Below are 21,206 nucleotides of genomic sequence, written 5' to 3'. Positions count from 1 at the left end.
TTGTCGACTTAGTGTCCTGTTCGGAAGAGTCCAGCGAACAGCGACACTGGTAACCCTAAACTTCAACGTTAGGGTTTGGGTCGGCGTTCCGGACCGCCCCAATCGGCATCCGTCGTCGCAGCGCGACCAACCACCGCGTAGCGGCGACACGTAACTCGAGGCGAGAGGCCTTCGACGTGGCAGCACCGCAGAACTACCTCGCAGTCATCAAGGTCATCGGTGTCGGCGGCGGTGGTGTCAATGCCATCAACCGAATGATCGAGGTCGGCCTCAAGGGCGTCGAGTTCATCGCGATCAACACCGACGCGCAAGCGCTGTTGATGAGCGACGCCGACGTCAAGCTCGACGTCGGTCGTGAACTCACCCGGGGCCTTGGCGCCGGGGCCAACCCGGCCGTCGGTCGCAAGGCGGCAGAGGACCACCGTGAGGAGATCGAGGAGGTCCTCAAGGGGGCCGACATGGTCTTCGTCACCGCCGGCGAAGGCGGCGGCACCGGCACCGGCGGCGCACCCGTCGTCGCCAACATCGCGCGCTCGCTCGGCGCCCTGACGATCGGTGTGGTCACCCGACCCTTCACCTTCGAGGGCCGGCGCCGCGCCAACCAGGCGGAGGACGGCATCGCCGAGCTCCGCGAAGAGGTCGACACCCTCATCGTCATCCCGAACGACCGACTGCTGTCGATCTCGGACCGTCAGGTCTCCGTGCTCGACGCGTTCAAGTCGGCCGACCAGGTGCTGCTGAGCGGCGTCCAGGGCATCACCGACCTCATCACCACCCCGGGTCTGATCAACCTCGACTTCGCCGACGTCAAGTCGGTCATGTCCGAGGCCGGATCCGCCCTCATGGGCATCGGTTCCGCCCGTGGCGACGACCGCGCGGTGGCCGCCGCGGAGATGGCGATCTCCTCGCCGCTCCTGGAGGCCTCCATCGACGGCGCCCGCGGGGTGCTGCTCTCCATCTCCGGCGGCAGCGACCTCGGTCTCTTCGAGATCAACGAGGCCGCGCAGCTGGTCAGCGAGGCGGCCCACCCCGAGGCCAACATCATCTTCGGTGCGGTCATCGACGACGCCCTCGGTGACGAGGTCCGGGTCACGGTCATCGCGGCCGGCTTCGACGGCGGCCAGCCGCCGGCCCGCCGGGACAACATCATCGGCTCGGTCTCGGCCAAGCGCGAGGAGCCGGCTCCGGCGCCCCGCATCAGCGAGCCGTCCCGCCCGATGGGCGGACTCGGCACGGTGGCCCCCCGCGAGGAGCAGGTCTCCGTCCCGGTCGAGCCCGCCCCGGCCGTCAACGAGACCCCGCTGACGCCGGCCCCGCCGGTCGTCCCGCCGGCCCGTCCGTACGCGGACTCCCAGGCCGAAGAGCTGGACGTCCCGGACTTCCTGAAGTGATAGGGCAGTACTTCGACGCGAACGGCGCGCACTTCGCCTTCACCGACAGGTGGGGCGGGGTGAGCGCCGTTCCGTACGAGGAGCTCAACCTCGGCGGCGCGGTCGGGGACGACCCCGAGGCCGTCCGGACCAACCGGGCGCTGGCCGCCGGAGCCCTCGGGCTCGACCCGGCCCGCGTCGTCTGGATGAACCAGGTGCACGGCGCGGACGTGGCCGAGGTCGAGGGACCGTGGACCACCGGGGTCGTCCCCGCGGTCGACGGCCTGGTGACCGCGGCCCGCGGCCTCGCCCTCGCCGTCCTCACCGCGGACTGCGTCCCGGTCCTGCTCGCCGATCCCGTCGCCGGGATCGTCTCCGCCGCCCACGCCGGGCGGCCCGGAATGGTCGCGGGGATCGTCCCCGCAGCCGTCGAGGCCATGATCGGTCTCGGCGCCGACCCCGCCCGGATCGTCGCCCGCACCGGCCCCGCCGTCTGCGGGCGGTGCTACGAGGTGCCGGAGGCGATGCGCGCCGAGGTCGCGGAGACCGAACCCGCCGCCTGGGCCGAGACCGGCTGGGGCACTCCCGCCGTCGACGTCACCGCCGGGGTGCACGCCCAGCTCGAACGGCTCGGCGTCACGGACCGGCAGGCCAGTGCGGTCTGCACCCGGGAATCCGGTGACCACTACTCGTACCGCCGCGACCGCACCACCGGGCGACTCGCGGGATATGTCTGGTTTACCCAGGAAGAGACATGACGGACCGGAAGTCGCAACTCGCCGAGAATCTCTCCCGGGTGGAGGAGCGCATCGCCGCCGCTTGCGCCGCCGCCGGGCGCGCGCGGGAGGAGGTGACCCTCATCGTGGTCACCAAGACCTACCCCGCGAGCGATGTGCGCATGCTGCACGAACTGGGCGTGCGGCACGTCGCCGAGAACCGGGACCAGGACGCCGCCCCCAAGGCCGCCGCGTGTGCCGACCTTGATCTGACCTGGCACTTCGTGGGCCAGTTGCAGACCAACAAGGTCCGATCCGTGGTGGGTTATGCCGATGTGGTGCAATCCGTCGACCGCTTGAAGCTCGTTTCCTCTCTCTCCGCGGCCGCGGAGAAGGAGGGGCGCACGCTCGGCTGTCTGCTCCAGGTCGCGCTCGACGCCGAGTCCGGGGAGCGCGGCGCCCGTGGCGGCGTCTCTCCCGAGGGGGTCGAGGAGTTGGCGGCCGCGGTGGACGCCGCTCCCGGTCTGCGGCTCGACGGTCTGATGACCGTGGCGCCGCTCTCCGGTCCGTACGCGGGCAGACAACGCGCCGCCTTCGACCGGTTGATGGATTTGTCGACTGCCCTGCGCGCGACCCGTCCGGCTGCGAACATGGTGTCAGCAGGGATGAGTGCGGACCTCGAGGAGGCCGTCGCTGCCGGGGCGACACACGTACGCGTCGGTACGGCGGTACTCGGTGTCCGCCCGAAGCTCGGGTAACGTCGCGAAGCAAGTCGGACCACAGCAGAAAATATGGTCATTCCGCAGAACAGCGGGGTGGCCCGTGGATCGCGGGCACTCGGTGACGCTGCGACATCGGCCGGTATGGCGATCCACCACAGAGCGGAGGACTCAGAGAATGGCCGGCGCGATGCGCAAGATGGCGGTCTACCTCGGCCTCGTGGAGGACGATGGGTACGACGGCCGGGGCTTCGACCCCGACGACGACTTCGAACCCGAGCTGGAGCCGGAGCCCGAGCGCGAACGGCGCCACACGCCTCCGCGGCAGGTGGAGCGCGAGGAGCCGGTGCGCGTGGTGCAGCCTCCGGCACCCCGGGAACCGATTGCCCATTCTGTCCCGGTACTCGCCGAAAGCGGACGTCCGGCCCGAATTGCCCCCGTGGCATCCATCACACCCGAACGCCCGAGCCTGGAGAAGAACGCACCGGTGATCATGCCCAAGGTCGTGTCCGAGCGGGAGCCCTACCGCATCACCACGCTGCACCCCCGGACCTACAACGAGGCCCGTACCATCGGGGAACACTTCCGTGAGGGCACCCCGGTGATCATGAATCTCACGGAGATGGACGACACGGACGCGAAGCGACTTGTCGACTTTGCCGCCGGACTCGTCTTCGGGCTCCATGGCAGCATTGAGCGCGTGACGCAGAAGGTGTTCCTGTTGTCGCCTGCTAACGTCGATGTCACGGCGGAGGACAAGGCCCGGATCGCTGAGGGCGGATTCTTCAACCAGAGCTGAGAACAACGGAACCGGACGGACCGGTCGCGACGCGGCCGGGCAAGTGAGAGCACGTAAGCCAGGGGAGAGGGAAACGCGGGATGGGCGTCGCACTACAGGTGGTCTACATCGTGCTGATGTGCTTCCTCGTCCTCCTGATCGTCCGGCTGGTCATGGACTACGTCTTCCAGTTCGCGCGTTCATGGCAACCCGGTAAGGCGATGGTGGTCGTTCTGGAGGCCACCTACACTGTCACCGATCCACCGCTCAAGCTTCTGCGGCGACTCATCCCGCCGCTGCGTCTCGGGGGCGTGGCACTCGACCTGTCCTTCTTCGTTCTGATGATCATCGTTTACATCCTGATCTCCGTCGTGAGCAGCTTCGCGAGGTGATGGTGGAGAGAACTGTGGACGATACGGTCTTGCCGACTGCCGACGACTACGTAGAGGTGAAGAAGAGATGCCGCTGACCCCCGAGGACGTGCGGAACAAGCAGTTCACGACCGTCCGCCTTCGAGAAGGCTATGACGAGGACGAGGTCGATGCCTTCCTCGACGAGGTCGAGGCCGAGCTGACCCGCCTGCTCCGCGAGAACGAGGACCTGCGCGCCAAGCTGGCCGCCGCGACGCGTGCCGCCGCGCAGAACCAGCAGCAGCAGGGCATGCGGAAGCCCCCGGAGCCGCAGGATCGTCCCGTCGGTCCCGGCGCGCCTGTGCCCGCGGCCATATCCGGACCGCCGGTCCAGCAGCAGCAGCCGCCGCAGATGGGCCCGCCGCAGCTGCCTTCCGGTGCCCCCGCGCTTCCCGCCGGCCCCATGCAGGGCGGCCCGATGCAGGGTGGCCCCATGGGCCCCGGCCCGATGCAGGGTGGCCCCATGCAGGGCGGCCCGATGGGTCCCGGCCCGATGCAGGGCGGCCCCATGGGTCACCCGCAGCAGCAGCAGATGCAGCAGCAGCAGATGCAGCAGCAGCCTCCGCAGGCCCCGGGTGGCGACAGTGCCGCGCGTGTCCTCTCGCTGGCCCAGCAGACCGCCGACCAGGCGATCGCCGAGGCCCGCTCCGAGGCCAACAAGATCGTCGGCGAGGCGCGCTCCCGCGCCGAGGGCCTGGAGCGGGACGCCCGCGCCAAGGCGGACGCTCTTGAGCGGGACGCCCAGGAGAAGCACCGCGTCGCGATGGGCTCCCTGGAGTCCGCTCGCGCGACGCTGGAGCGCAAGGTCGAGGACCTGCGCGGCTTCGAGCGCGAGTACCGCACGCGTCTGAAGTCGTACCTGGAGTCGCAGCTGCGTCAGCTGGAGACCCAGGCCGACGACTCGCTGGCGCCGCCGCGGACCCCGGCGACGGCCTCGCTGCCGCCGGCGCCCTCGATGGCCTCGGCCGGCGCGAGCGCCCCGTCCTACGGTGGCAACGGCGCGATGGGCGGTGCGCCGTCCATGGGTGGCGCCCCCTCCTACGGTGGCCAGCAGCAGATGTCCCCGGCGATGACCCAGCCGATGGCTCCGGTCCGGCCGCAGGCTCCCCAGCCGATGCAGCAGGCGCCGGCGCCGATGCGGGGCTTCCTGATCGACGAGGACGACAACTGACGGCGGGCGGTCGCGCGATGAGCGCGTAGCCGTCGGCAGGCTGCAAGGGCCGGGATCCGGGTAACACCGGGTCCCGGCCCTTCGCCGTACCCGGACCCACCCGGACCCACCCGGACCCGCCCGGACCCGGCCCCCCGGGGCGGGAGCGAGGGCCAGGGGGTGGTGCGGGTGGTCGCCGGTGGTGCGCGTGGGTGGTCGGGGGGCGCCTGCGGCGGGCCTTCCCCCACCCCGCCCCTTCCCGAAACCGGGGCTCCGCCCCGGACCCCGAGGAGGCCCCGGGGGCAGCGGCAGCTTCGCGCCGCCCCGGGCTCCCAGCGCCGCGGCGGCTTCGCGCCACCGCCCCGCGCTCCCGGCACTGTGGCGGCTTCGCGCCGCCGCCCCCGCTCCCGGAACTGTGGCGGCTTCGCGCCGCAAGCCCCTGGCCTCAGCACCGCCGCGGCTTCGCCTTACCAGCCCCCGGCAGCCCGCGGCGGAGCCGCCAAGGGATGCTGCCGGGAAGGGGCGGGGTGGGGGAACGCGAAAGGCCCGGCACCCCCACCGGGGTGCCGGGCCTTTCCGCGGGGCTTACGCCTTGCGGAGGCGGAACGTCAGGGCGAGGGAGTCGTCCGTGAACGGGGTGCCGTAGGTGTCGTCCGCTTCGCCTTCGGCGTGGTCCGTCGCGAGGACCTCGTCCGAGATGAGCGCGGCGTGGGCCGTGAGGGCCTCCGTCGTCTCCGGGGACGTGGACGTCCAGCGCAGGGCGATCCGGTCCGCGACGTCCAGGCCGCTGTTCTTGCGGGCCTCCTGGATCAGGCGGATCGCGTCGCGGGCCAGGCCCGCCTTGCGGAGCTCCGGGGTGATCTCCAGGTCGAGGGCGACCGTGGCGCCGGAGTCGGAGGCGACCGACCAGCCCTCCCGCGGGGTCTCCGTGATGATGACCTCGTCGGGAGTGACCGTGATCTCCTCGCCGTTCACCGAGAGCGTCGCCTCGCCGGAGCGGAGGGCCAGGGAGAGGGCCGCCGCGTCGGCCGCGGCCACCGCCTTCGCCACGTCCTGGACGCCCTTGCCGAAGCGCTTGCCCAGGGCGCGGAAGTTCGCCTTGGCGGTGGTGTCGACGAGCGAGCCGCCGACCTCCGAGAGGGAGGCGAGGGAGGAGACGTTCAGCTCCTCCGTGATCTGGGCCTGGAGGGCGGGGGAGAGGGCGGCGAAGCCCGTCGCCGCCACCAGCGCGCGCGAGAGCGGCTGACGGGTCTTCACGCCCGACTCGGCGCGCGTCGCCCGGCCCAGCTCCACCAGGCGGCGGACCAGGAGCATCTGCTCGGAGAGGGTCTTGTCGATCTGCGCGGTGTCCGCCTCCGGCCAGCCGGCGAGGTGGACCGACTCCGGGGCGTCCGGGGTCACCGGGACCACGAGGTCCTGCCAGACCCGCTCCGTGATGAACGGGGTCAGCGGGGCCATCAGGCGCGTGACCGTCTCGATCACGTCGTGGAGGGTGCGGAGCGCGGCGGCGTCGCCCTGCCAGAACCGGCGGCGCGAGCGGCGCACGTACCAGTTGGAGAGGTCGTCGACGAAGGACGAGATCAGCTTGCCGGTGCGCTGGGTGTCGTACGACTCCATCGCCTCGGTGACCTCGGCGACGAGCGTGTTCAGCTCGGACAGGAGCCAGCGGTCCAGGACCGTGCGGTCGGCCGGGGCCGGGTCCGCGGCGCTCGGCGCCCAGCCGGACGTCCGGGCGTACAGCGCCTGGAAGGCGACCGTGTTCCAGTAGGTGAGGAGGGTCTTGCGGACGACCTCCTGGATCGTGCCGTGGCCCACGCGGCGGGCCGCCCACGGCGAGCCGCCGGCCGCCATGAACCAGCGGACCGCGTCGGCGCCGTGCTGGTCCATCAGCGGGATCGGCTGGAGGATGTTCCCCAGGTGCTTGGACATCTTCCGGCCGTCCTCGGCGAGGATGTGGCCCAGGCAGACCACGTTCTCGTACGACGACTTGTCGAAGACCAGGGTGCCGACGGCCATCAGCGTGTAGAACCAGCCCCGCGTCTGGTCGATGGCCTCGGAGATGAACTGCGCCGGGTAGCGGGACTCGAAGAGTTCCTTGTTCTCGTACGGGTAGCCGTACTGCGCGAACGGCATCGAGCCCGAGTCGTACCAGGCGTCGATGACCTCCGGCACGCGGGTCGACGTCTTCCCGCAGCCCTCGGTCGGGCAGGAGAACGTGACCGCGTCGATGTACGGGCGGTGCGGGTCGAGCTCCGACTGGTCGGTGCCCGTCAGCTCGGTGAGCTCGGCGCGGGAGCCGACGCAGGTGAGGTGGTCGTCCTCGCAGCGCCAGATCGGCAGCGGCGTGCCCCAGTAACGGTTCCGGGACAGCGCCCAGTCGACGTTGTTGGTCAGCCAGTCGCCGAAGCGGCCGTGCTTGACCGAGTCCGGGAACCAGTTGGTCTTCTCGTTCTCTTCGAGCATGCGGTCCTTGACCGCGGTCGTACGGATGTACCAGGACGGCTGCGCGTAGTAGAGCAGGGCCGTGTGGCAGCGCCAGCAGTGCGGGTAGCTGTGCTCGTACGGGATGTGGCGGAAGAGCAGGCCGCGCGCGTCCAGATCGGCGGTGAGCGCCTCGTCGGCCTTCTTGAAGAAGACGCCGCCGACCAGCGGGACGTCCTCCTCGAAGGTGCCGTCGGGGCGGACCGGGTTCACGACCGGCAGGCCGTAGGCCTTGCAGACCTTGAGGTCGTCCTCACCGAAGGCGGGGGACTGGTGGACCAGACCCGTACCGTCCTCGGTCGTCACGTAGTCGGCGTTGACGACGTAGTGCGCCGGGGCGTCGAAGGCGACCAGCTCGAAGGGGCGCTGGTAGGTCCAGCGCTCCATCTCGGCGCCCGTGAAGGACTCGCCGGTGGTCACCCAGCCCTCGCCGAGCGCCTTGTCGAGCAGCGGCTCGGCGACGACGACCCGCTCGTCGCCGTCGGTCGCGACGACGTACGTGACCTCGGGGTGCGCGGCGACCGCCGTGTTGGACACCAGGGTCCACGGGGTCGTCGTCCAGACGAGGAGCGCCGCCTTGCCCGCCAGCGGGCCGGAGGTCAGCGGGAAGCGGACGTAGACGGACGGGTCGACGACCGTCTCGTAGCCCTGCGCCAGCTCGTGGTCGGAGAGGCCGGTGCCGCAGCGCGGGCACCAGGGGGCGACCCGGTGGTCCTGGACCAGCAGGTCCTTCTCGAAGATCTGCTTCAGCGACCACCAGACCGACTCGATGTACGCGGGGTCCATGGTCCGGTACGCGTCGTCGAGGTCGACCCAGTAGCCCATGCGGGTCGTCAGCTCGGCGAAGGCGTCGGTGTGCCGGGTCACGGACTCGCGGCACTTGGCGTTGAACTCGGCGATGCCGTACGCCTCGATGTCCTTCTTGCCGGAGAAGCCGAGCTCCTTCTCGACGGCGAGCTCGACCGGCAGGCCGTGGCAGTCCCAGCCGGCCTTGCGGGCCACGTGGTAGCCGCGCATGGTCCGGAAGCGGGGGAAGACGTCCTTGAAGACGCGGGCCTCGATGTGGTGCGCGCCGGGCATGCCGTTCGCGGTGGGCGGGCCCTCGTAGAACACCCACTCGGGGCGTCCCTCGGACTGCTCAAGGGTCTTCGCGAAGACCTTGCTGTCGCGCCAGAAACCGAGCACGTCGTGCTCCAGCGCGGGCAGGTCGACCTGGGCGGGTACCTGGCGGTACTGCGGCGGTGTCATCGAGTTCCTCCGGCGGACTGTCGTCATTCCGTCGGAGGGACGAGAGCGCTGCTCCCGCGGTACCACCCTCCTTGGCCCCGGGCACGTACGCCCTGAGCCCCCTCATTGGGGTCGCGACGCCGGGTCTAGTCACCGCGCTCTCGTGCGGCTTTCTTCCGACGGCTCCGGGGTGATGCTTCACATCGGGCGGGCCCCCGGGCTCTCACCGTCCCCGGGTCGCTCATGGCTGCGTACGACGCTACTCGTCCCCATCCAAGCCTTTCGCTCCGCCCAGTGTACGGGGCGGAGCGGGGGGTGGCCGACCCGATTTCCGGAGCCCCGGAGGGCCACCCGAATGGCCATACGAAGGGGGGTGGAGTTCCGTTGCGGCCATGTGGGGGAGAGGCGGGGCGGATAACCCGGTGGGGAGCTGGGCACAACGGAGGCAGGCCCGCCCCGTGGGGAGCGGGGGCGGGTGGGAACGGCGGCGTGCCCCGTTGCCGCGGGCCCTGGGCCGATTTATCGTCCCAGCACGATTCGCGAGCAAGATCACAAAATGTGAAGGGGCCGCGACATGGTGGCGAAGAAGACCGCCGCGAAGAAGTCCTCGACCGCCGATTCCACCGGTGCGGCGGCCCTGGACGGCAAGGACGTGGCCGGGAAGAAGTCGGCGGTCGCGAAGAAGCCGGCGGTCGCGAAGAAGGCGGTCGGCAAGGAGGCGGTCGGCGGGAAGACGGTCGCCAGGAAGACGGTTGCCAAGAAGGCCGCGGCGAAGAAGGCGGGTACGGCGGCCCCTGCCCGCAAGACAGCCGGCACGGCTGCCGATACCGCCGAGGCCGCCGAGGTCGCTGAGACCCCAGACGGGACCCCCGCCGCGCACGCCCCGGCCAAGAAGGCCGCGGCGAAGAAGACGGCCGCCAGGAAGGCGACCGCCGCGAAGAAGCAGACAGGAGCCAGGACGGTGGCAGCGAAGAAGACCGCGGGTGGCGTGACGACAGCGGAGGACGAGGCCGCGGTGCCCCCGGCCCGTACCGGCGAGCTCGCGGTGCGCCCCGGCGAGGACCCGTGGACGCCGGAGGAGGTCGACGAGGCCCGCAGCTCGCTCCAGGCGGAGGTCCTGCGGCTGCGCAGCGAGCTCGTCCACTCGCAGGAGGAGCTCACCGGCCTCATGCGGGACTCGGGCGACGGCGCGGGCGACGACCAGGCCGACACCGGCACCAAGAACATCACCCGCGAGCACGAGCTCGCCCTCGCCGCCAACGCCCGGGAGATGCTGGAGCAGACCGAGCACGCCCTGGAGCGGCTCGACGCGGGCACGTACGGCCTCTGCGAGGTGTGCGGCAAGCCGATCGGCAAGGCGCGGATGCAGGCCTTCCCCCGGGCCACGCTCTGCGTCGAGGACAAGCAGCGACAGGAGCGGCGCGGCTGACGGTCTCGTACGCCTGTGCCGTACCCTCGGGGCACGGTCAGGCATCGAGGTCGAGGGACTCACTCACGTGGCAGAGGCGGAGCGCATCATCGGTACGCCGGATTCAGCAGGGGCCGAGGAGTCGGCCGCCTCCGACGACGGCACGGCCGCTCCCGAGGAGCGGCCCAAGGGCAGGCGCAGGATCATCGCGCTGCTCGTGGTGGCCGTGCTGGCCTACCTGCTCGACCTGGGCAGCAAGATGCTGGTGGTCGCCAAGCTGGAGGGCCGCGAGGCGATCCCGCTGATCGGCGATCTGCTGCGCCTCGACGCCATCCGGAACCCGGGCGCCGCCTTCGGCATGGGCGAGGCCTTCACCATCGTCTTCACCTGCATCGCGGCGGCCGTGATCGTCGTGATCTTCCGGCTGGCGCGGAAGCTCTACAGCCTGCCCTGGGCCATCGCCCTCGGTCTGCTGCTGGGCGGTGCGCTCGGCAACCTCACGGACCGGATCTTCCGCTCGCCCGGCGTCTTCGAGGGCGCGGTCGTGGACTTCATCGCCCCCGCGCACTTCGCCGTCTTCAACCTCGCCGACTCGGCGATCGTCTGCGGCGGCATCCTCATCGTGTTCCTGTCGTTCCGGGGCATCGACCCCGACGGCACCGTCCACAAGGACTGAGCGGGGGCGGGGCGAGGACTGGGCGAGGGCCCGGCGGGACCGGGCGGGGAGTGGGCAAGGGCCCCGCGGGAACCGGGCCGGGGCGGATCACCTCCCGCGCAAGGCATACTCGACGGGTGAGTACGAGTCCCGAGATCCGCACGCTGCCCGTTCCCGATGGCCTGGAGGGCGAGCGCGTCGACGCCGCCATCGCCCGTATGTTCGGGTTCTCCCGTACGAAGGCGGCCGAGCTGGCCGCCGCAGGGAAGGTCCAGGTCGACGGCTCCGTCGTCGGCAAGTCCGAGCGGGTGAGCGGCGGCGCGTGGCTCGAGGTCGAGATGCCCGGGGCGCCCGCGCCCGTGCAGATCGTCGCCGAGCCCGTCGAGGGCATGGAGATCATCCATGACGACGACGACATCGTCGTGATCATGAAGCCGGTCGGCGTCGCCGCGCACCCCAGCCCCGGCTGGACCGGCACCACCGTCATCGGCGGCCTCGCCGCCGCCGGGTACCGCATCTCCACCTCCGGCGCCGCCGAGCGCCAGGGCATCGTGCACCGCCTCGACGTCGGCACCTCCGGTCTGATGGTGGTCGCCAAGTCCGAGTACGCGTACACCTCGCTCAAGCGCCAGTTCAAGGAGCGCGTGGTCGACAAGCGCTACAACGCGCTCGTCCAGGGCCACCCCGACCCGATGAGCGGCACCATCGACGCGCCGATCGGCCGGCACCCGAACCACGACTACAAGTGGGCGATCACCGCCGAGGGCAAGCCCTCCGTCACGCACTACGACCTCATCGAGGCGTACCGGTCGGCCTCGCTGCTCGACATCAAGCTGGAGACGGGCCGCACCCACCAGATCCGGGTGCACATGTCCGCCCACCGCCACCCCTGCGTCGGTGACCTCACCTACGGCGCCGACCCGACGCTCGCCAAGCGCCTCGGCCTGACGCGGCAGTGGCTCCACGCCGTCCGCCTCGGCTTCGAGCACCCGGGCGACGGCTCGTGGGTCGAGTTCGCCAGCACCTACCCCGAGGACCTCCAGAAGGCCCTGGACCGGATCGCGTCGGAGAGCCAGTGACCGCCGAGTACACCGTCCGCGAGGCGATCGGCCCCGACGACCGGGAGGCCTGCTTCGCGGTGCGCCGCGAGGTCTTCGTCGAGGAGCAGGGCGTCCCGCAGGAGCTGGAGTACGACCCGTACGACACGACCGCCGTCCATGTCCTCGCCGTGCGCGCGGACGGGCTGCCGCTGGGCACCGGACGGCTCCTGCACGGGGCGGACGCCCTCGACAGGACCGGTGGCGACGCCTCGGTGGGCTCGCTCGGCCGGCTCGCGGTCGGCAAGGCGGCCCGCGGCCTCGGCATCGGCGCGGCGGTCGTGCGGGCCATCGAGGACGCGGCGCGCGAGCGCGGTCTCGCCGCCGTCGACCTCCACGCGCAGACCCACGCGCTGGGCTTCTACGAGCGGCTCGGCTACGAGGCGTACGGGCCGGAGTTCGCGGACGCCGGCATGCCGCACCGGGCCATGCGAAGGGCCCTGTAGGCGGAGGCCCTGGCGGACCTCCCGGCGGAGTCCCCGGCAGGGGACCGGCCGGGCATATTTCCTGTCTGCCGCCCTGAGGGGGGCATCGCGGTCAAAGCGGACGTTCGTGGCAGGGTGGGCCCGTGGATCAATTGGCCCTGCTCTTCCTGCTGCTCCTCGGCGCCCTGCTCACCGTCCCCCTCGGTGAGCGGCTCGGACTGCCCGCGCCCGTCCTGATGACCCTCGTCGGGATCGTGCTGGCCGTCCTGCCGTTCATCCCGAACGTCGACATCCCGCCGGAGCTGATCCTCCCGCTGGTGCTGCCGCCCCTCCTGTACGCCTCCGTGCAGCGGACGTCCTGGCGGCAGTTCTGGGCCAACAAGCGGCCCATCTTCCTGCTCGCCGTCGCCCTCGTCTTCGTGACCACGGCCGCCGTCGGAGCCGTCGCCGACGCGCTCGTGCCCGGCATCCCGCTGGCCGCCGCCCTCGCGCTCGGCGCGCTCGTCGCCCCGCCCGACCCGGTCGCGGCCACCGCCGTCGCCGGGTCGCTCGGCCTGCCCCGCCGCCTGGTCTCGATCCTGGAGGGCGAGGGGCTGTTCAACGACGTCACCGCCATCGTGCTCTACCACGTGGCCATCAGCGCCGTCGTCAGCGGCTCCTTCTCCTGGCCCGAGGCGATCGGCGAGCTCGTGCTCTCGGCCGTGGTCGCCGTCGCCGTCGGCATGGGGCTCGGCTGGCTCTCCAACAAGCTGATCGGCTTCCTCGGGGACGTCACGCTCCAGACCGGGCTGACCCTCCTCGTACCGTTCGTGAGCTACGTCCTCGCCGAGGAACTGCACGGCTCCGGCGTCCTCTCCGTCCTCATCACCGCGCTCTTCCTCGCCGAACACGCCGTCGACGCCGACGACGTGATGGGCCGGCTGGCCGGGCAGACCTTCTGGCAGATCGTCGACACCCTCGTCACCGGCATCGCCTTCGGCCTCATCGGCCTGGAGCTCATTCACGTGTTCGGCGTGGCCGAGGGGCACGGCTGGGAGATGCTCGGCTGGGGGGCCGCCGTGGTCGGGGTGGTCGTCGGGGTCCGGCTGCTGTGGCTGCTGCCCGCCACCTGGCTGGCGAAGCGCATGCACACGCGCCGGGACGTCGACGAGGAGATCCCGACGAGCTGGCGCGAGACCATCGTCATGTGGTGGTCCGGCATGCGCGGGGTGGCCTCGGTGGCCCTCGCCCTCGCCATCCCGCTGCGTACCGACGACGGTTCGCCCTTCCCCGGCCGCGACGAACTCGTCTTCATCGCCTTCTGCGTGATCATGGCCACCCTCGTCCTCCAGGGGCTGACCCTGCCGTGGCTGGTCAAACGGCTCGGCGTACAGGCCGACACGGACGCCGAGCGGGTGCTTGAGCGCGACCTCGCGATCCGGGCGGCGAAGGCCGCCCGGCGCAGGCTGAAGGAGATCGAGGAGGTCGAGGAGCTGCCCGAGGACGTCCAGGAGCGGCTGCTGCGCGGCGCGTACGACATCGGCGCCCGGATCAGTCCGGACATGGTCGACGAGGAGCGGCGGGCCGCCTTCGCCGCGCGGACGGACCGGCTCAAGGCGGTGCAGCGGATCCAGCGGGAGCTGATGTCCGCCGCCCGGCACGAGGTCCTGGCGGCGCGCAGCGAGCCGGGGGCCGACCCGGAGGTGGTGGACCGGGTGCTGCGGCAGCTGGACGTGCGCAGCATGCGGTGACTGTCGGTGGCGGGTGGCAGGATGGCCCGCATGGACATCATGCTTTTCCACTCGGTCCACGGACTGCGCCCGGCCGTCGAGGACGCGGCCGAGCGGCTGCGGGCCGCCGGCCACCGGGTGTGGGTGCCGGACCTCTTCGACGGCTGGACCACCGAGTCGGTGGAGGAGGGCATGGCGAAGCGGGACGAGATCGGCAAGGACGAGCTGCTGAAGCGCGCAATCCTCGCCGCCGCCCCGTACTCCGAACGCGGTCTGGTCTACGCGGGCTTCTCCTTCGGCGCCTCGGTCGCCCAGACCCTGGCCCTCGGCGACGAGAAGGCGCGCGGGCTGCTGCTGCTCCACGGCACCTCGGACCTCGCGCCCAACGTGTCGGTGGACGAGCTCCCCGTACAGCTGCACGTGGCGGAGCCCGACCCCTTCGAGACGGACGACTGGCTGTCCGCCTGGTACCTCCAGATGCGCAAGGCCGGGGCGGACGTGGAGATCTACCGCTACCGGGGCGCGGGGCACGTGTACACGGACCCGGAGCTGCCCGACTGGGACGCGGAGGCGGCCGAGCGGACCTGGTCGGTGGCGCTGTCCTTCCTCGACAGCCTGTAGCGGTCAGCGGTCAGCGGTCAGCGGTCGGCGCGGTCGTAGCGGTCGCCGGTACGCACGCCCGAGGGCGCGACGGGAGTCTCCTCCTGTCGCGCCCTCGGTCTGTTGCGGGGTGGGTCAGCCCGCGCGGTACGAGGTCCAGAACTGGCCCATGCGGGTCACCTGGCCGGAAGTGAACTGGTACATGCACGCGTCGTACGTGTAGTCCATGAAGTTGTGGATCGGGTCCACGCCGGCCTTGGAGGCGCAGGAGTCACGGCCGGTCGGGCACTCGTAGGCCGGGGACTTCTCGGCCGGGGTGTCGGCCACGGAGTCGCCGGCGCCGGTGCAGCCGCCCTGGAAGGTGTGGTAGAGGCCCATCCAGTGGCCGACCTCGTGGGTCGCGGTGTCGCCCTCGTTGTAGTTGGCCGCGGAGCCGCCCGGGAGGGAGGCGTCGAGGACGACGACACCGTCCATGGACGGGTTCGAGGCGTACGAGGACGGGAAGGTCGCCCAGCCGAGGAGGCCGCCGCCCAGGTTGGCGGTGTAGAAGTTCAGCGCGCCGGCGCCGCCCTTGCGGAGGGTCTGCTTCATCTGCTTCTCGGCGGTGGAGCCGGAGGTCAGGTTGTACCAGGTGGCGTTGTCCGTGTAGTCGGTACCGGCCAGCGTGAACTGGAAGTTGGTGTTCACATTGCCGGTGCCCTGGCCCGCGTAGGCCGCGTTCAGGACGTTCATCTGGTCGTTGATGGCGGTGGCGGAGAGCTTGCCCGTCGTGCCGCTGTGGACGACGTGGAAGTAGACGGGGATGTTGACCACGGCGGCGGCGCCCGCGGTGGCGCTGAGGCGCCCCGCGGCGCCGGCCGCGGCCAACTTCTTCTTCAGGTCGTCGTCCATGGCCTTCGCCTTGGCGGCCGTGACCTCGTTGGGCTCGGCGGCGTGGCTGTCGGCACCGCGCGCCTTGCGGGCGCTGGAGACGCCGGCGTCGTCCGCACACTCCTCGGCGGAGGAACCGGCCAGGGTGGCAGTGGACGCACCGGTGGCGACGGGGGCGGAAAGCGGAGCCAGAGCCAAGGTTCCGGCCATGACGGCGGTACCGAGAATACGACGTGACATACGGGGCGATATACGGGCAAGAGCACGCACGGTGACTCCTCGTGGGGGGTGGTGGGGGAGGAACTTCCTCGCCACGGCCCGGAGATTACGCGTCCATGTCAGACACTGTTGAGGAGTGATCAAGCCCAATCATTCATGGGGCAATTCGGTCCATCGGGAAGAAAATCTTGCGCCGATTCCGGAGTTTGAGACCTCGACGTAATGGATGAGGTGACGGAGGCGGGTGGTGTGTCCGGATTCGATCTCTAAAACTCGCCACCCGCCGTAGCGATGTGATCTCCCGTTAACAGAAGAGATCATGGCTGAAAATCGCTGTTACGACCCGTCAGCGAACCGGCTGGTACACCCGCTCGACACGCTGGGTTCCGTTCTTCGTCCGGTACGAGCGCGCCCAGGCGGTCGTCGCGGCCGGGTCCGTCTTGTCGGAGACCGTGTAGTAGTCCATCTGCGAGTGCTCGGAGGTCACGTCGAGCACGCCGTAGCCGTGGTGGTCCATGTCCACCCACTTCACATGGCGGTTGGCGGCCTTCACGGCGCCGGCGGCGACGACCGAGACGGTCCCCGGGGCCACGTGCAGCAGGTCGTCGAGGTTGTCCGAGGTCACCGAGGTGACGACGAACTCGGTGGCCGCCGAGGTCGACAGCGGGTACGTCGCGGCCTTCACCGGCACGTCGTTGGCCCAGGCCATGTGGATGTCGCCGGTCAGGAAGACCGTGTTCCGGATCGCCCGCGAGGTCAGGTGCGCGATCAGTTCCCTGCGGTCGTCGGTGAAGCCGTCCCACTGGTCGACGTTGACCGCGAGCCCCTCCTTCGGCAGGCCCATCAGCTCGGCGAGCGGCTCCAGGAGGTGGGCGGGCAGGGCGCCGAACGCGACCGGCGAGATCATCACCGACGTCCCGACCAGCTGCCAGGTCGCGTCCGAGCCGGCGAGACCCGCCTTGAGCCAGTCCAGTTGGGCGCGGCCGGTGATCGACCGCTCCGGGTCGTCGACCGTGCCGCTGCCCGTCTTCGCCGGGGCGGAGCGGAAGGTGCGCAGGTCGAGCAGGTGGAGATCGGCCAGCCTGCCGAAGCGCAGCCGCCGGAAGACCGTGCCCTCGGTGGAGGCGCGGACCGGCATCCACTCGAAGTACGCCTGCTTCGCGGCGGCCACGCGGGCCGCCCACTCGCCCTCGGCGCCGGGGGTGTGGTTCTCGGCCCCGCCCGCCCAGGCGTCGTTGGCGAACTCGTGGTCGTCCCAGATCGCGATCACCGGGTGGGCGGCGTGCAGCGCCTGGAGGTCGGGGTCCGTCTTGTACTTCCCGTGCCGGGTGCGGTAGTCGGCGAGCGAGACGATCTCGTGGCGCGGCTCGTGCTGCCGGACGACGTACTTCGCCTCCGGGTAGGCCCCGCTGGCGTACTCGTAGACGTAGTCGCCGAGATGGAGGACGGCGTCCAGGTCGGCGCGGCCGGCGAGGTGGCGGTACGCGGAGAAGTGGCCGGACTCCCAGTTCGCGCAGGAGACCACGCCGAAGCGCACCCCGGGGGCGGCGGCGTCGGCGGCCGGCGCGGTCCGGGTGCGGGCGGCCGGCGAGACGGCGTCGCCCGCCGTGAAGCGGAACCAGTAGGCGGTCGCCGGGCGGAGGCCCCGCACGTCGGCCTTCACGGTGTGGTCGGCGGAGGCGCTCGCCGTGGTCGAACCGGCGGCGGCGATCCGGCTGAAGCCGCGGTCCTCGGCGAGTTCCCAGCCGACCGTGACGTCCGGGCCGAGCCCGGATCCGGGCACGGCCTCGGGGGAAGGGGTGACGCGCGTCCAGAGGAGGACGCCGTCGGGCAGCGGGTCGCCGGAGGCGACGCCGTGGAGGAAGGCGGGGGCCCCGGAGTCCGCGAGGGCGGGGGAGGCGGCGCCCAGGAGGGCGGGCGCGGCGACGGCGGTGGCGGCGGCGGCCTTGACGACCGTGCGGCGGCTGGGGGCAGGAGATATGAACTGACTGGTCACGGCCAGTCAGATTACTGACGGGTAGGCCCGTTGGGCAGGCGAATCCCGGAAGTTCGTCGACTTGTCGCCCGTACGTCGCCCGGCCCCGCACACCACTCGCCCCCGTACGCCGCCCGGCCCCGGACCTCAGGGGTCCGGGGCCGGGCGGCGGGGCGGCAAGGGAGCCGCGTGAAGGGCGTCAGCCCTTGAGGGCCGCGTCGATCGCCGTGTTGAACTGATCGGCCGTCATCGGCGGGGTATCGGCGCCCGCCGCCGTGACCGGCTTGCCGTCCATCTTCAGCGTCGGCGTACCCGTCACGCCGCTCTTGTCGAAGGCCTCGGACATCTTCATCGCCCAGGCGTCGAAGGTGCCGCTCTCGACGTTCTTCTTGAACTCGGCGTTGCTCTTGAGGGCCGGGACCGAGTCCGCGACCTCCAAGAGGTACGAGTCCTTGGCGAACTTGTCCTGGGTCTCCTCCGGGTGGAAGTCCGTCGAGTAGAGCGCCGACTTGAACTTCAGGAAGGCCTCGGGGCTCACGTTCAGCGCCGCGCCCAGGGCCGAGAGGGCGTTCTTCGAACCCTCGCCCGGGACGCCGTCGTCGATGAAGGTGGCGCCGACGTACTTGATCTTGTACTTGCCGGACTCGACGTCCTTCTCGATCCGGGAGCCCACGCCCTGCTCGAAGGTCGCGCAGACCGGGCAGCGCGAGTCCTCGTACAGCTCCAGGGTCTTCTTCGCGGTCGGCTTGCCGATGACGACCGTCGTGCCGTTCGTGCCCGAGGTGTTCTTCGGGGCCGTCACGGTCGTCGCCTTCGCCGCCGCCTCCCACTGGGTGGGCTTGTTGGACTGCACGACCGCGTAGCCGATGCCGCCGGCGGCGGCCAGGACGGCCACGGCCGAGACGCCGACGACTACCTGCCGGCGCGCCCGGTCCTTCTTCGCCTGGCGCTCGCGCTCGACGCGCAGCCGCTCGCGGGCGGCGGCCTTGTTGTTCTGGCTGTTGCGTGCACTCATGATCGTGATCTCCGTGACGGTGAGAGGAAGACAAGGGGGAACCGCTGTACCGGCGTCGCTCAGACGAGAGCGAAGCCCGGCACCGGCGGCCCCCGCCGCCCTACGGAGTGCACGAGAAGACGGATACGGGAGGACCGGGGCCGGCTCGTGGGCCGGGCGGCCCGCCGCGGGGCCGTACCGCCGCCGCGGAAGAAGGCCGCCACGAGCAGCAGCGGCCGGAACGTGAAGGCCGTCACCGCGCCGAGGACCCGGGCGAGCGCCCGCTCCCCGCCGCGCAGCCAGCACGCCGCCGCGAGCCCGACGCCGACATGCGCCAGGAGCAGCAGCCACGGCAGCGCCGGGTCGGGGGAGTCGAGCAGGGCGGCCGCGGTCCCGCTCTCGGGGGCGGCCACGCCCGGCAGCGGCGCGCCCACCGCGCCGCCGCAGAAGACCTCCACACCGACCGCGCGCAGCGAGCCCGCGACGGGGCCCCCGGCAGCGCCGTAACAGACCACCTGACCGCTGGTGAAGAGGGTGTCGGCCGCCAGCTCCAGCGGGACGAGGAGCCCGGCGATCGGGCCGAAGCCGCGCTCGCGGCCGGCCAGCGCGTACGCCACGGCGAAGACGGCGGCCGCGACCGGGACGACCGTCCCCAGCGGCAGCGGCACGCCGGAGAGCAGCACGTGGGACGCCACGGACAGCGTCACGACCAGAGCCGTGAAGAACGCCGCCCGCAGCGTCCTCAGCTGCGCCCCTGCCATGTCCATCGTCGTGGAGTGTCCCATGTCGGGCCGTAAGAGGTCCCTAAAGGCAGCCTGTGAACCGTCCCACCGGCCCCTCCTGGCCACCGACTCCTGGCCACCGCCTCCCGGCTACAGCCCGGGGATCCGGCCGTTGCGGAAGAGGTCCACGAAGATCTGGTGGTCGGCACGGGCGCGGGCCCCGTACGCGTGCGCGAAGTCCACCAGGAGATCGGCGAAGCCCTCCTCGTCGGCGGCGATCGCCGCGTCGATGGCCCGCTCCGTCGAGAACGACACCAGCGACTGCCCGCTCGTGTCGTCCGCCGCCGCGTGCATGGTCGCCGTCGCCCGGCCCAGGTCCGCGACGGTCGCCGCGATCTCGTCGAGGTCGTCGATGTCCGACCAGTCCAGGTCCACCGCGTACGGCGAGACCTCGGCGACCAGCTGCCCGGCGCCGTCGAGCTCCGCCCAGCCCAGCCACGGGTCCGCGTGCGCCTGGAGGGCCCGCTGCGAGATCACGGTGCGGTGGCCCTCGTGCCGGAAGTACTCCCGTACCGCCGGGTCCGTGACGTGGCGGGAGACCGCCGGGGTCTGGGCCTGCTTCATGTAGATGACGACGTCGTTCTCCAGGGCGTCGCTGTGGCCCTCCAGGAGGATGTTGTACGAGGGGAGGCCGGCCGAACCGATGCCGATCCCGCGCCGCCCGACGACGTCCTTGACCCGGTACGAGTCGGGGCGGACCAGGCTCGCCTCCGGCAGGGTCTCCAGATAGCCGTCGAAGGCGGCCAGGACCTTGTACCGGGTGGCCGCGTCCAGGTCGATCGCGCCCCCGCCGGCCGCGAAGCGGCGCTCGAAGTCGCGGATCTCCGTCATCGAGTCGAGCAGCCCGAAACGGGTCTGCGCCCGGGCGTCGCGCAGGGCGCCGAGCAGCGCGCCGTCGGCCGTCTCCAGGGTGAAGGGCGGCACCTCGTCCTCGCCGGCGCCGGTCGCGAGGGCGTGGATCCGCTCGCGGTAGGCGGCGGCGCAGATCCGGACGCCCTTGGTGATCTGCTCGTCGCTGAGCGCCTTGGCGTAGCCGATCAGGGCGAGCGAGGCGGCGAGGCGCTTCAGGTCCCAGGTGAAGGGCCCCACGTACGCCTCGTCGAAGTCGTTGACGTTGAAGACCAGCCGGCCGTTGGCGTCCATGTACGTGCCGAAGTTCTCGGCGTGCAGATCGCCGTGGATCCAGACCCGGCCGGTGCGCTCGTCCAGGTAGGGGCCAACACCTACGCTCCCGCCCGCCCGCCCGGTGGACTCCTTCTCCAGGTCCGCGTAGAAGAGGCAGGCCGTCCCCCGGTAGAAGGCGAAGGCGGAGCCGGCCATCTTCCGGAACTTGACGCGGAAGGCCGCGGGGTCGGCGGCGAGGAGCTCGCCGAAGGCGGTGTCGAAGACGGCGAGAATGTGCTCACCGCGCTCGGCGACGGTGGGCTGGGGGACCGACATTCGAGGTGCCTCCTGGTACCGGACGTGCTGCGAGACTGGTCATGACAAAAGGGACAGGTGTTCTGTGTCTCTCAACGGGCGACCCTAGCCCCGAGTGCCCGCCGTCTGTCAGTCGGCCGACGTAGACTTCCACGCTGTCCCCCCAGACTGTCCGCAGCCTGTTTCTCAGCGTTCTCCGGAG

The 21,206-nt window shown here is 71.3% G+C and carries 18 protein-coding genes; 12 read left to right on the top strand and 6 right to left on the bottom strand.

What is annotated here, in order from left to right:
• The first annotated feature begins 176 nt into the window (after positions 1–176).
• The 6 genes from ftsZ (at position 177) to ACFC0G_RS01480 (ending at position 5,164) form a co-directional block, all read left to right on the top strand.
• Positions 177–1,391 (top strand): cell division protein FtsZ, encoded by a 1,215-nt coding sequence (gene ftsZ / locus ACFC0G_RS01505; protein ID WP_376395378.1) that lies wholly within the window; start codon positions 177–179, stop codon positions 1,389–1,391.
• Entirely contained in the window at positions 1,388–2,128 is a 741-nt protein-coding gene (pgeF, locus tag ACFC0G_RS01500; RefSeq protein ID WP_376395376.1) for a peptidoglycan editing factor PgeF, read from the top strand. Before ftsZ ends, pgeF begins: the two co-directional genes overlap by 4 nt.
• Positions 2,125–2,844, top strand: a complete 720-nt coding sequence (locus tag ACFC0G_RS01495) for a YggS family pyridoxal phosphate-dependent enzyme (protein WP_376395373.1) — start codon at positions 2,125–2,127, stop codon at positions 2,842–2,844. Before pgeF ends, ACFC0G_RS01495 begins: the two co-directional genes overlap by 4 nt.
• A 139-nt stretch (positions 2,845–2,983) precedes the next feature.
• Positions 2,984–3,604, top strand: coding sequence for a cell division protein SepF (locus ACFC0G_RS01490; protein WP_024757241.1), 621 nt, complete (start codon positions 2,984–2,986; stop codon positions 3,602–3,604).
• Between the two features lie 80 nt (positions 3,605–3,684).
• Positions 3,685–3,975, top strand: a complete 291-nt coding sequence (locus ACFC0G_RS01485; protein ID WP_190102598.1) for a YggT family protein — start codon at positions 3,685–3,687, stop codon at positions 3,973–3,975.
• A gap of 67 nt (positions 3,976–4,042) precedes the next feature.
• Positions 4,043–5,164: a DivIVA domain-containing protein gene (locus ACFC0G_RS01480; protein WP_376395368.1), complete on the top strand. Its 1,122-nt coding sequence runs from the start codon at positions 4,043–4,045 to the stop codon at positions 5,162–5,164.
• A 564-nt stretch (positions 5,165–5,728) separates the two neighbouring features.
• On the opposite strand, the gene ileS is transcribed toward ACFC0G_RS01480, so the two are convergent.
• Positions 5,729–8,872 (bottom strand): isoleucine--tRNA ligase, encoded by a 3,144-nt coding sequence (gene ileS, locus ACFC0G_RS01475; protein ID WP_376395367.1) that lies wholly within the window; start codon positions 8,870–8,872, stop codon positions 5,729–5,731.
• 553 nt (positions 8,873–9,425) lie between these two features.
• Here ileS and ACFC0G_RS01470 point away from each other — a divergent pair.
• The 6 genes from ACFC0G_RS01470 to ACFC0G_RS01445 all read left to right on the top strand — a co-directional run bounded on the left by ACFC0G_RS01470 (position 9,426) and on the right by ACFC0G_RS01445 (position 14,766).
• Positions 9,426–10,280, top strand: coding sequence for a TraR/DksA family transcriptional regulator (locus tag ACFC0G_RS01470; protein ID WP_376395363.1), 855 nt, complete (start codon positions 9,426–9,428; stop codon positions 10,278–10,280).
• A 67-nt stretch (positions 10,281–10,347) separates the two neighbouring features.
• Positions 10,348–10,935 carry a signal peptidase II gene (gene lspA / locus ACFC0G_RS01465; RefSeq protein WP_376395360.1) on the top strand — a complete coding sequence of 196 codons (588 nt, stop codon included), beginning with the start codon at positions 10,348–10,350 and terminating at the stop codon, positions 10,933–10,935.
• A 116-nt stretch (positions 10,936–11,051) separates the two neighbouring features.
• Positions 11,052–11,993: an RluA family pseudouridine synthase gene (locus ACFC0G_RS01460; RefSeq protein ID WP_329624007.1), complete on the top strand. Its 942-nt coding sequence runs from the start codon at positions 11,052–11,054 to the stop codon at positions 11,991–11,993.
• A complete protein-coding gene (locus ACFC0G_RS01455; protein ID WP_376395356.1) occupies positions 11,990–12,457 on the top strand; it encodes a GNAT family N-acetyltransferase in 468 nt (155 codons plus the stop codon). Before ACFC0G_RS01460 ends, ACFC0G_RS01455 begins: the two co-directional genes overlap by 4 nt.
• A 122-nt stretch (positions 12,458–12,579) precedes the next feature.
• Positions 12,580–14,166 (top strand): Na+/H+ antiporter, encoded by a 1,587-nt coding sequence (locus ACFC0G_RS01450; RefSeq protein WP_376395353.1) that lies wholly within the window; start codon positions 12,580–12,582, stop codon positions 14,164–14,166.
• 30 nt (positions 14,167–14,196) lie between these two features.
• Positions 14,197–14,766, top strand: coding sequence for a dienelactone hydrolase family protein (locus tag ACFC0G_RS01445; RefSeq protein WP_376395350.1), 570 nt, complete (start codon positions 14,197–14,199; stop codon positions 14,764–14,766).
• Between the two features lie 114 nt (positions 14,767–14,880).
• Here the strand turns inward: ACFC0G_RS01445 and ACFC0G_RS01440 are convergent, their stop codons facing one another.
• From ACFC0G_RS01440 to ACFC0G_RS01420, 5 genes are all read right to left on the bottom strand, one after another.
• Entirely contained in the window at positions 14,881–15,855 is a 975-nt protein-coding gene (locus tag ACFC0G_RS01440; RefSeq protein WP_376395347.1) for a zinc metalloprotease, read from the bottom strand.
• A gap of 325 nt (positions 15,856–16,180) precedes the next feature.
• On the bottom strand, positions 16,181–17,830 hold the full coding sequence (locus ACFC0G_RS01435; protein ID WP_376395344.1) for an alkaline phosphatase D family protein: 1,650 nt from the start codon (positions 17,828–17,830) through the stop codon (positions 16,181–16,183).
• 178 nt (positions 17,831–18,008) lie between these two features.
• Positions 18,009–18,824 (bottom strand): DsbA family protein, encoded by an 816-nt coding sequence (locus ACFC0G_RS01430; RefSeq protein WP_376395341.1) that lies wholly within the window; start codon positions 18,822–18,824, stop codon positions 18,009–18,011.
• Between the two features lie 59 nt (positions 18,825–18,883).
• Positions 18,884–19,570 carry a hypothetical protein gene (locus ACFC0G_RS01425; protein WP_376395338.1) on the bottom strand — a complete coding sequence of 229 codons (687 nt, stop codon included), beginning with the start codon at positions 19,568–19,570 and terminating at the stop codon, positions 18,884–18,886.
• Positions 19,571–19,675: 105 nt separating this feature from the next.
• The gene (locus ACFC0G_RS01420) at positions 19,676–21,025 is read right to left on the bottom strand and encodes a DUF2252 domain-containing protein (RefSeq protein WP_376395335.1); all 1,350 of its coding nucleotides are present in this window, start codon (positions 21,023–21,025) and stop codon (positions 19,676–19,678) included.
• Between the last annotated feature and the right edge of the window lie 181 nt (positions 21,026–21,206).

The sequence above is a fragment of the Streptomyces sp. NPDC056169 genome, from assembly GCF_042268445.1.
Taxonomy (GTDB): domain Bacteria; phylum Actinomycetota; class Actinomycetes; order Streptomycetales; family Streptomycetaceae; genus Streptomyces.
Note: the sequence above shows the minus strand (reverse complement) of the source record. Positions and strands in the feature narration are given on the sequence as shown.

What these genes read in the sequence shown, in the direction of transcription:
- ACFC0G_RS01470 (WP_376395363.1), top strand. Translation starts at nt 9,426, where the DNA reads ATGGTGGCGAAGAAGACCGCCGCGAAGAAGTCCTCGACCGCCGATTCC.
- ACFC0G_RS01495 (WP_376395373.1), top strand. Translation starts at nt 2,125, where the DNA reads ATGACGGACCGGAAGTCGCAACTCGCCGAGAATCTCTCCCGGGTGGAG.
- ACFC0G_RS01445 (WP_376395350.1), top strand. Translation starts at nt 14,197, where the DNA reads ATGGACATCATGCTTTTCCACTCGGTCCACGGACTGCGCCCGGCCGTC.
- ACFC0G_RS01425 (WP_376395338.1), bottom strand. Translation starts at nt 19,570, where the DNA reads ATGGACATGGCAGGGGCGCAGCTGAGGACGCTGCGGGCGGCGTTCTTC.
- ileS (WP_376395367.1), bottom strand. Translation starts at nt 8,872, where the DNA reads ATGACACCGCCGCAGTACCGCCAGGTACCCGCCCAGGTCGACCTGCCC.
- ACFC0G_RS01420 (WP_376395335.1), bottom strand. Translation starts at nt 21,025, where the DNA reads ATGTCGGTCCCCCAGCCCACCGTCGCCGAGCGCGGTGAGCACATTCTC.
- ACFC0G_RS01485 (WP_190102598.1), top strand. Translation starts at nt 3,685, where the DNA reads ATGGGCGTCGCACTACAGGTGGTCTACATCGTGCTGATGTGCTTCCTC.
- ACFC0G_RS01490 (WP_024757241.1), top strand. Translation starts at nt 2,984, where the DNA reads ATGGCCGGCGCGATGCGCAAGATGGCGGTCTACCTCGGCCTCGTGGAG.
- ACFC0G_RS01440 (WP_376395347.1), bottom strand. Translation starts at nt 15,855, where the DNA reads ATGTCACGTCGTATTCTCGGTACCGCCGTCATGGCCGGAACCTTGGCT.
- ACFC0G_RS01480 (WP_376395368.1), top strand. Translation starts at nt 4,043, where the DNA reads ATGCCGCTGACCCCCGAGGACGTGCGGAACAAGCAGTTCACGACCGTC.
- ACFC0G_RS01430 (WP_376395341.1), bottom strand. Translation starts at nt 18,824, where the DNA reads ATGAGTGCACGCAACAGCCAGAACAACAAGGCCGCCGCCCGCGAGCGG.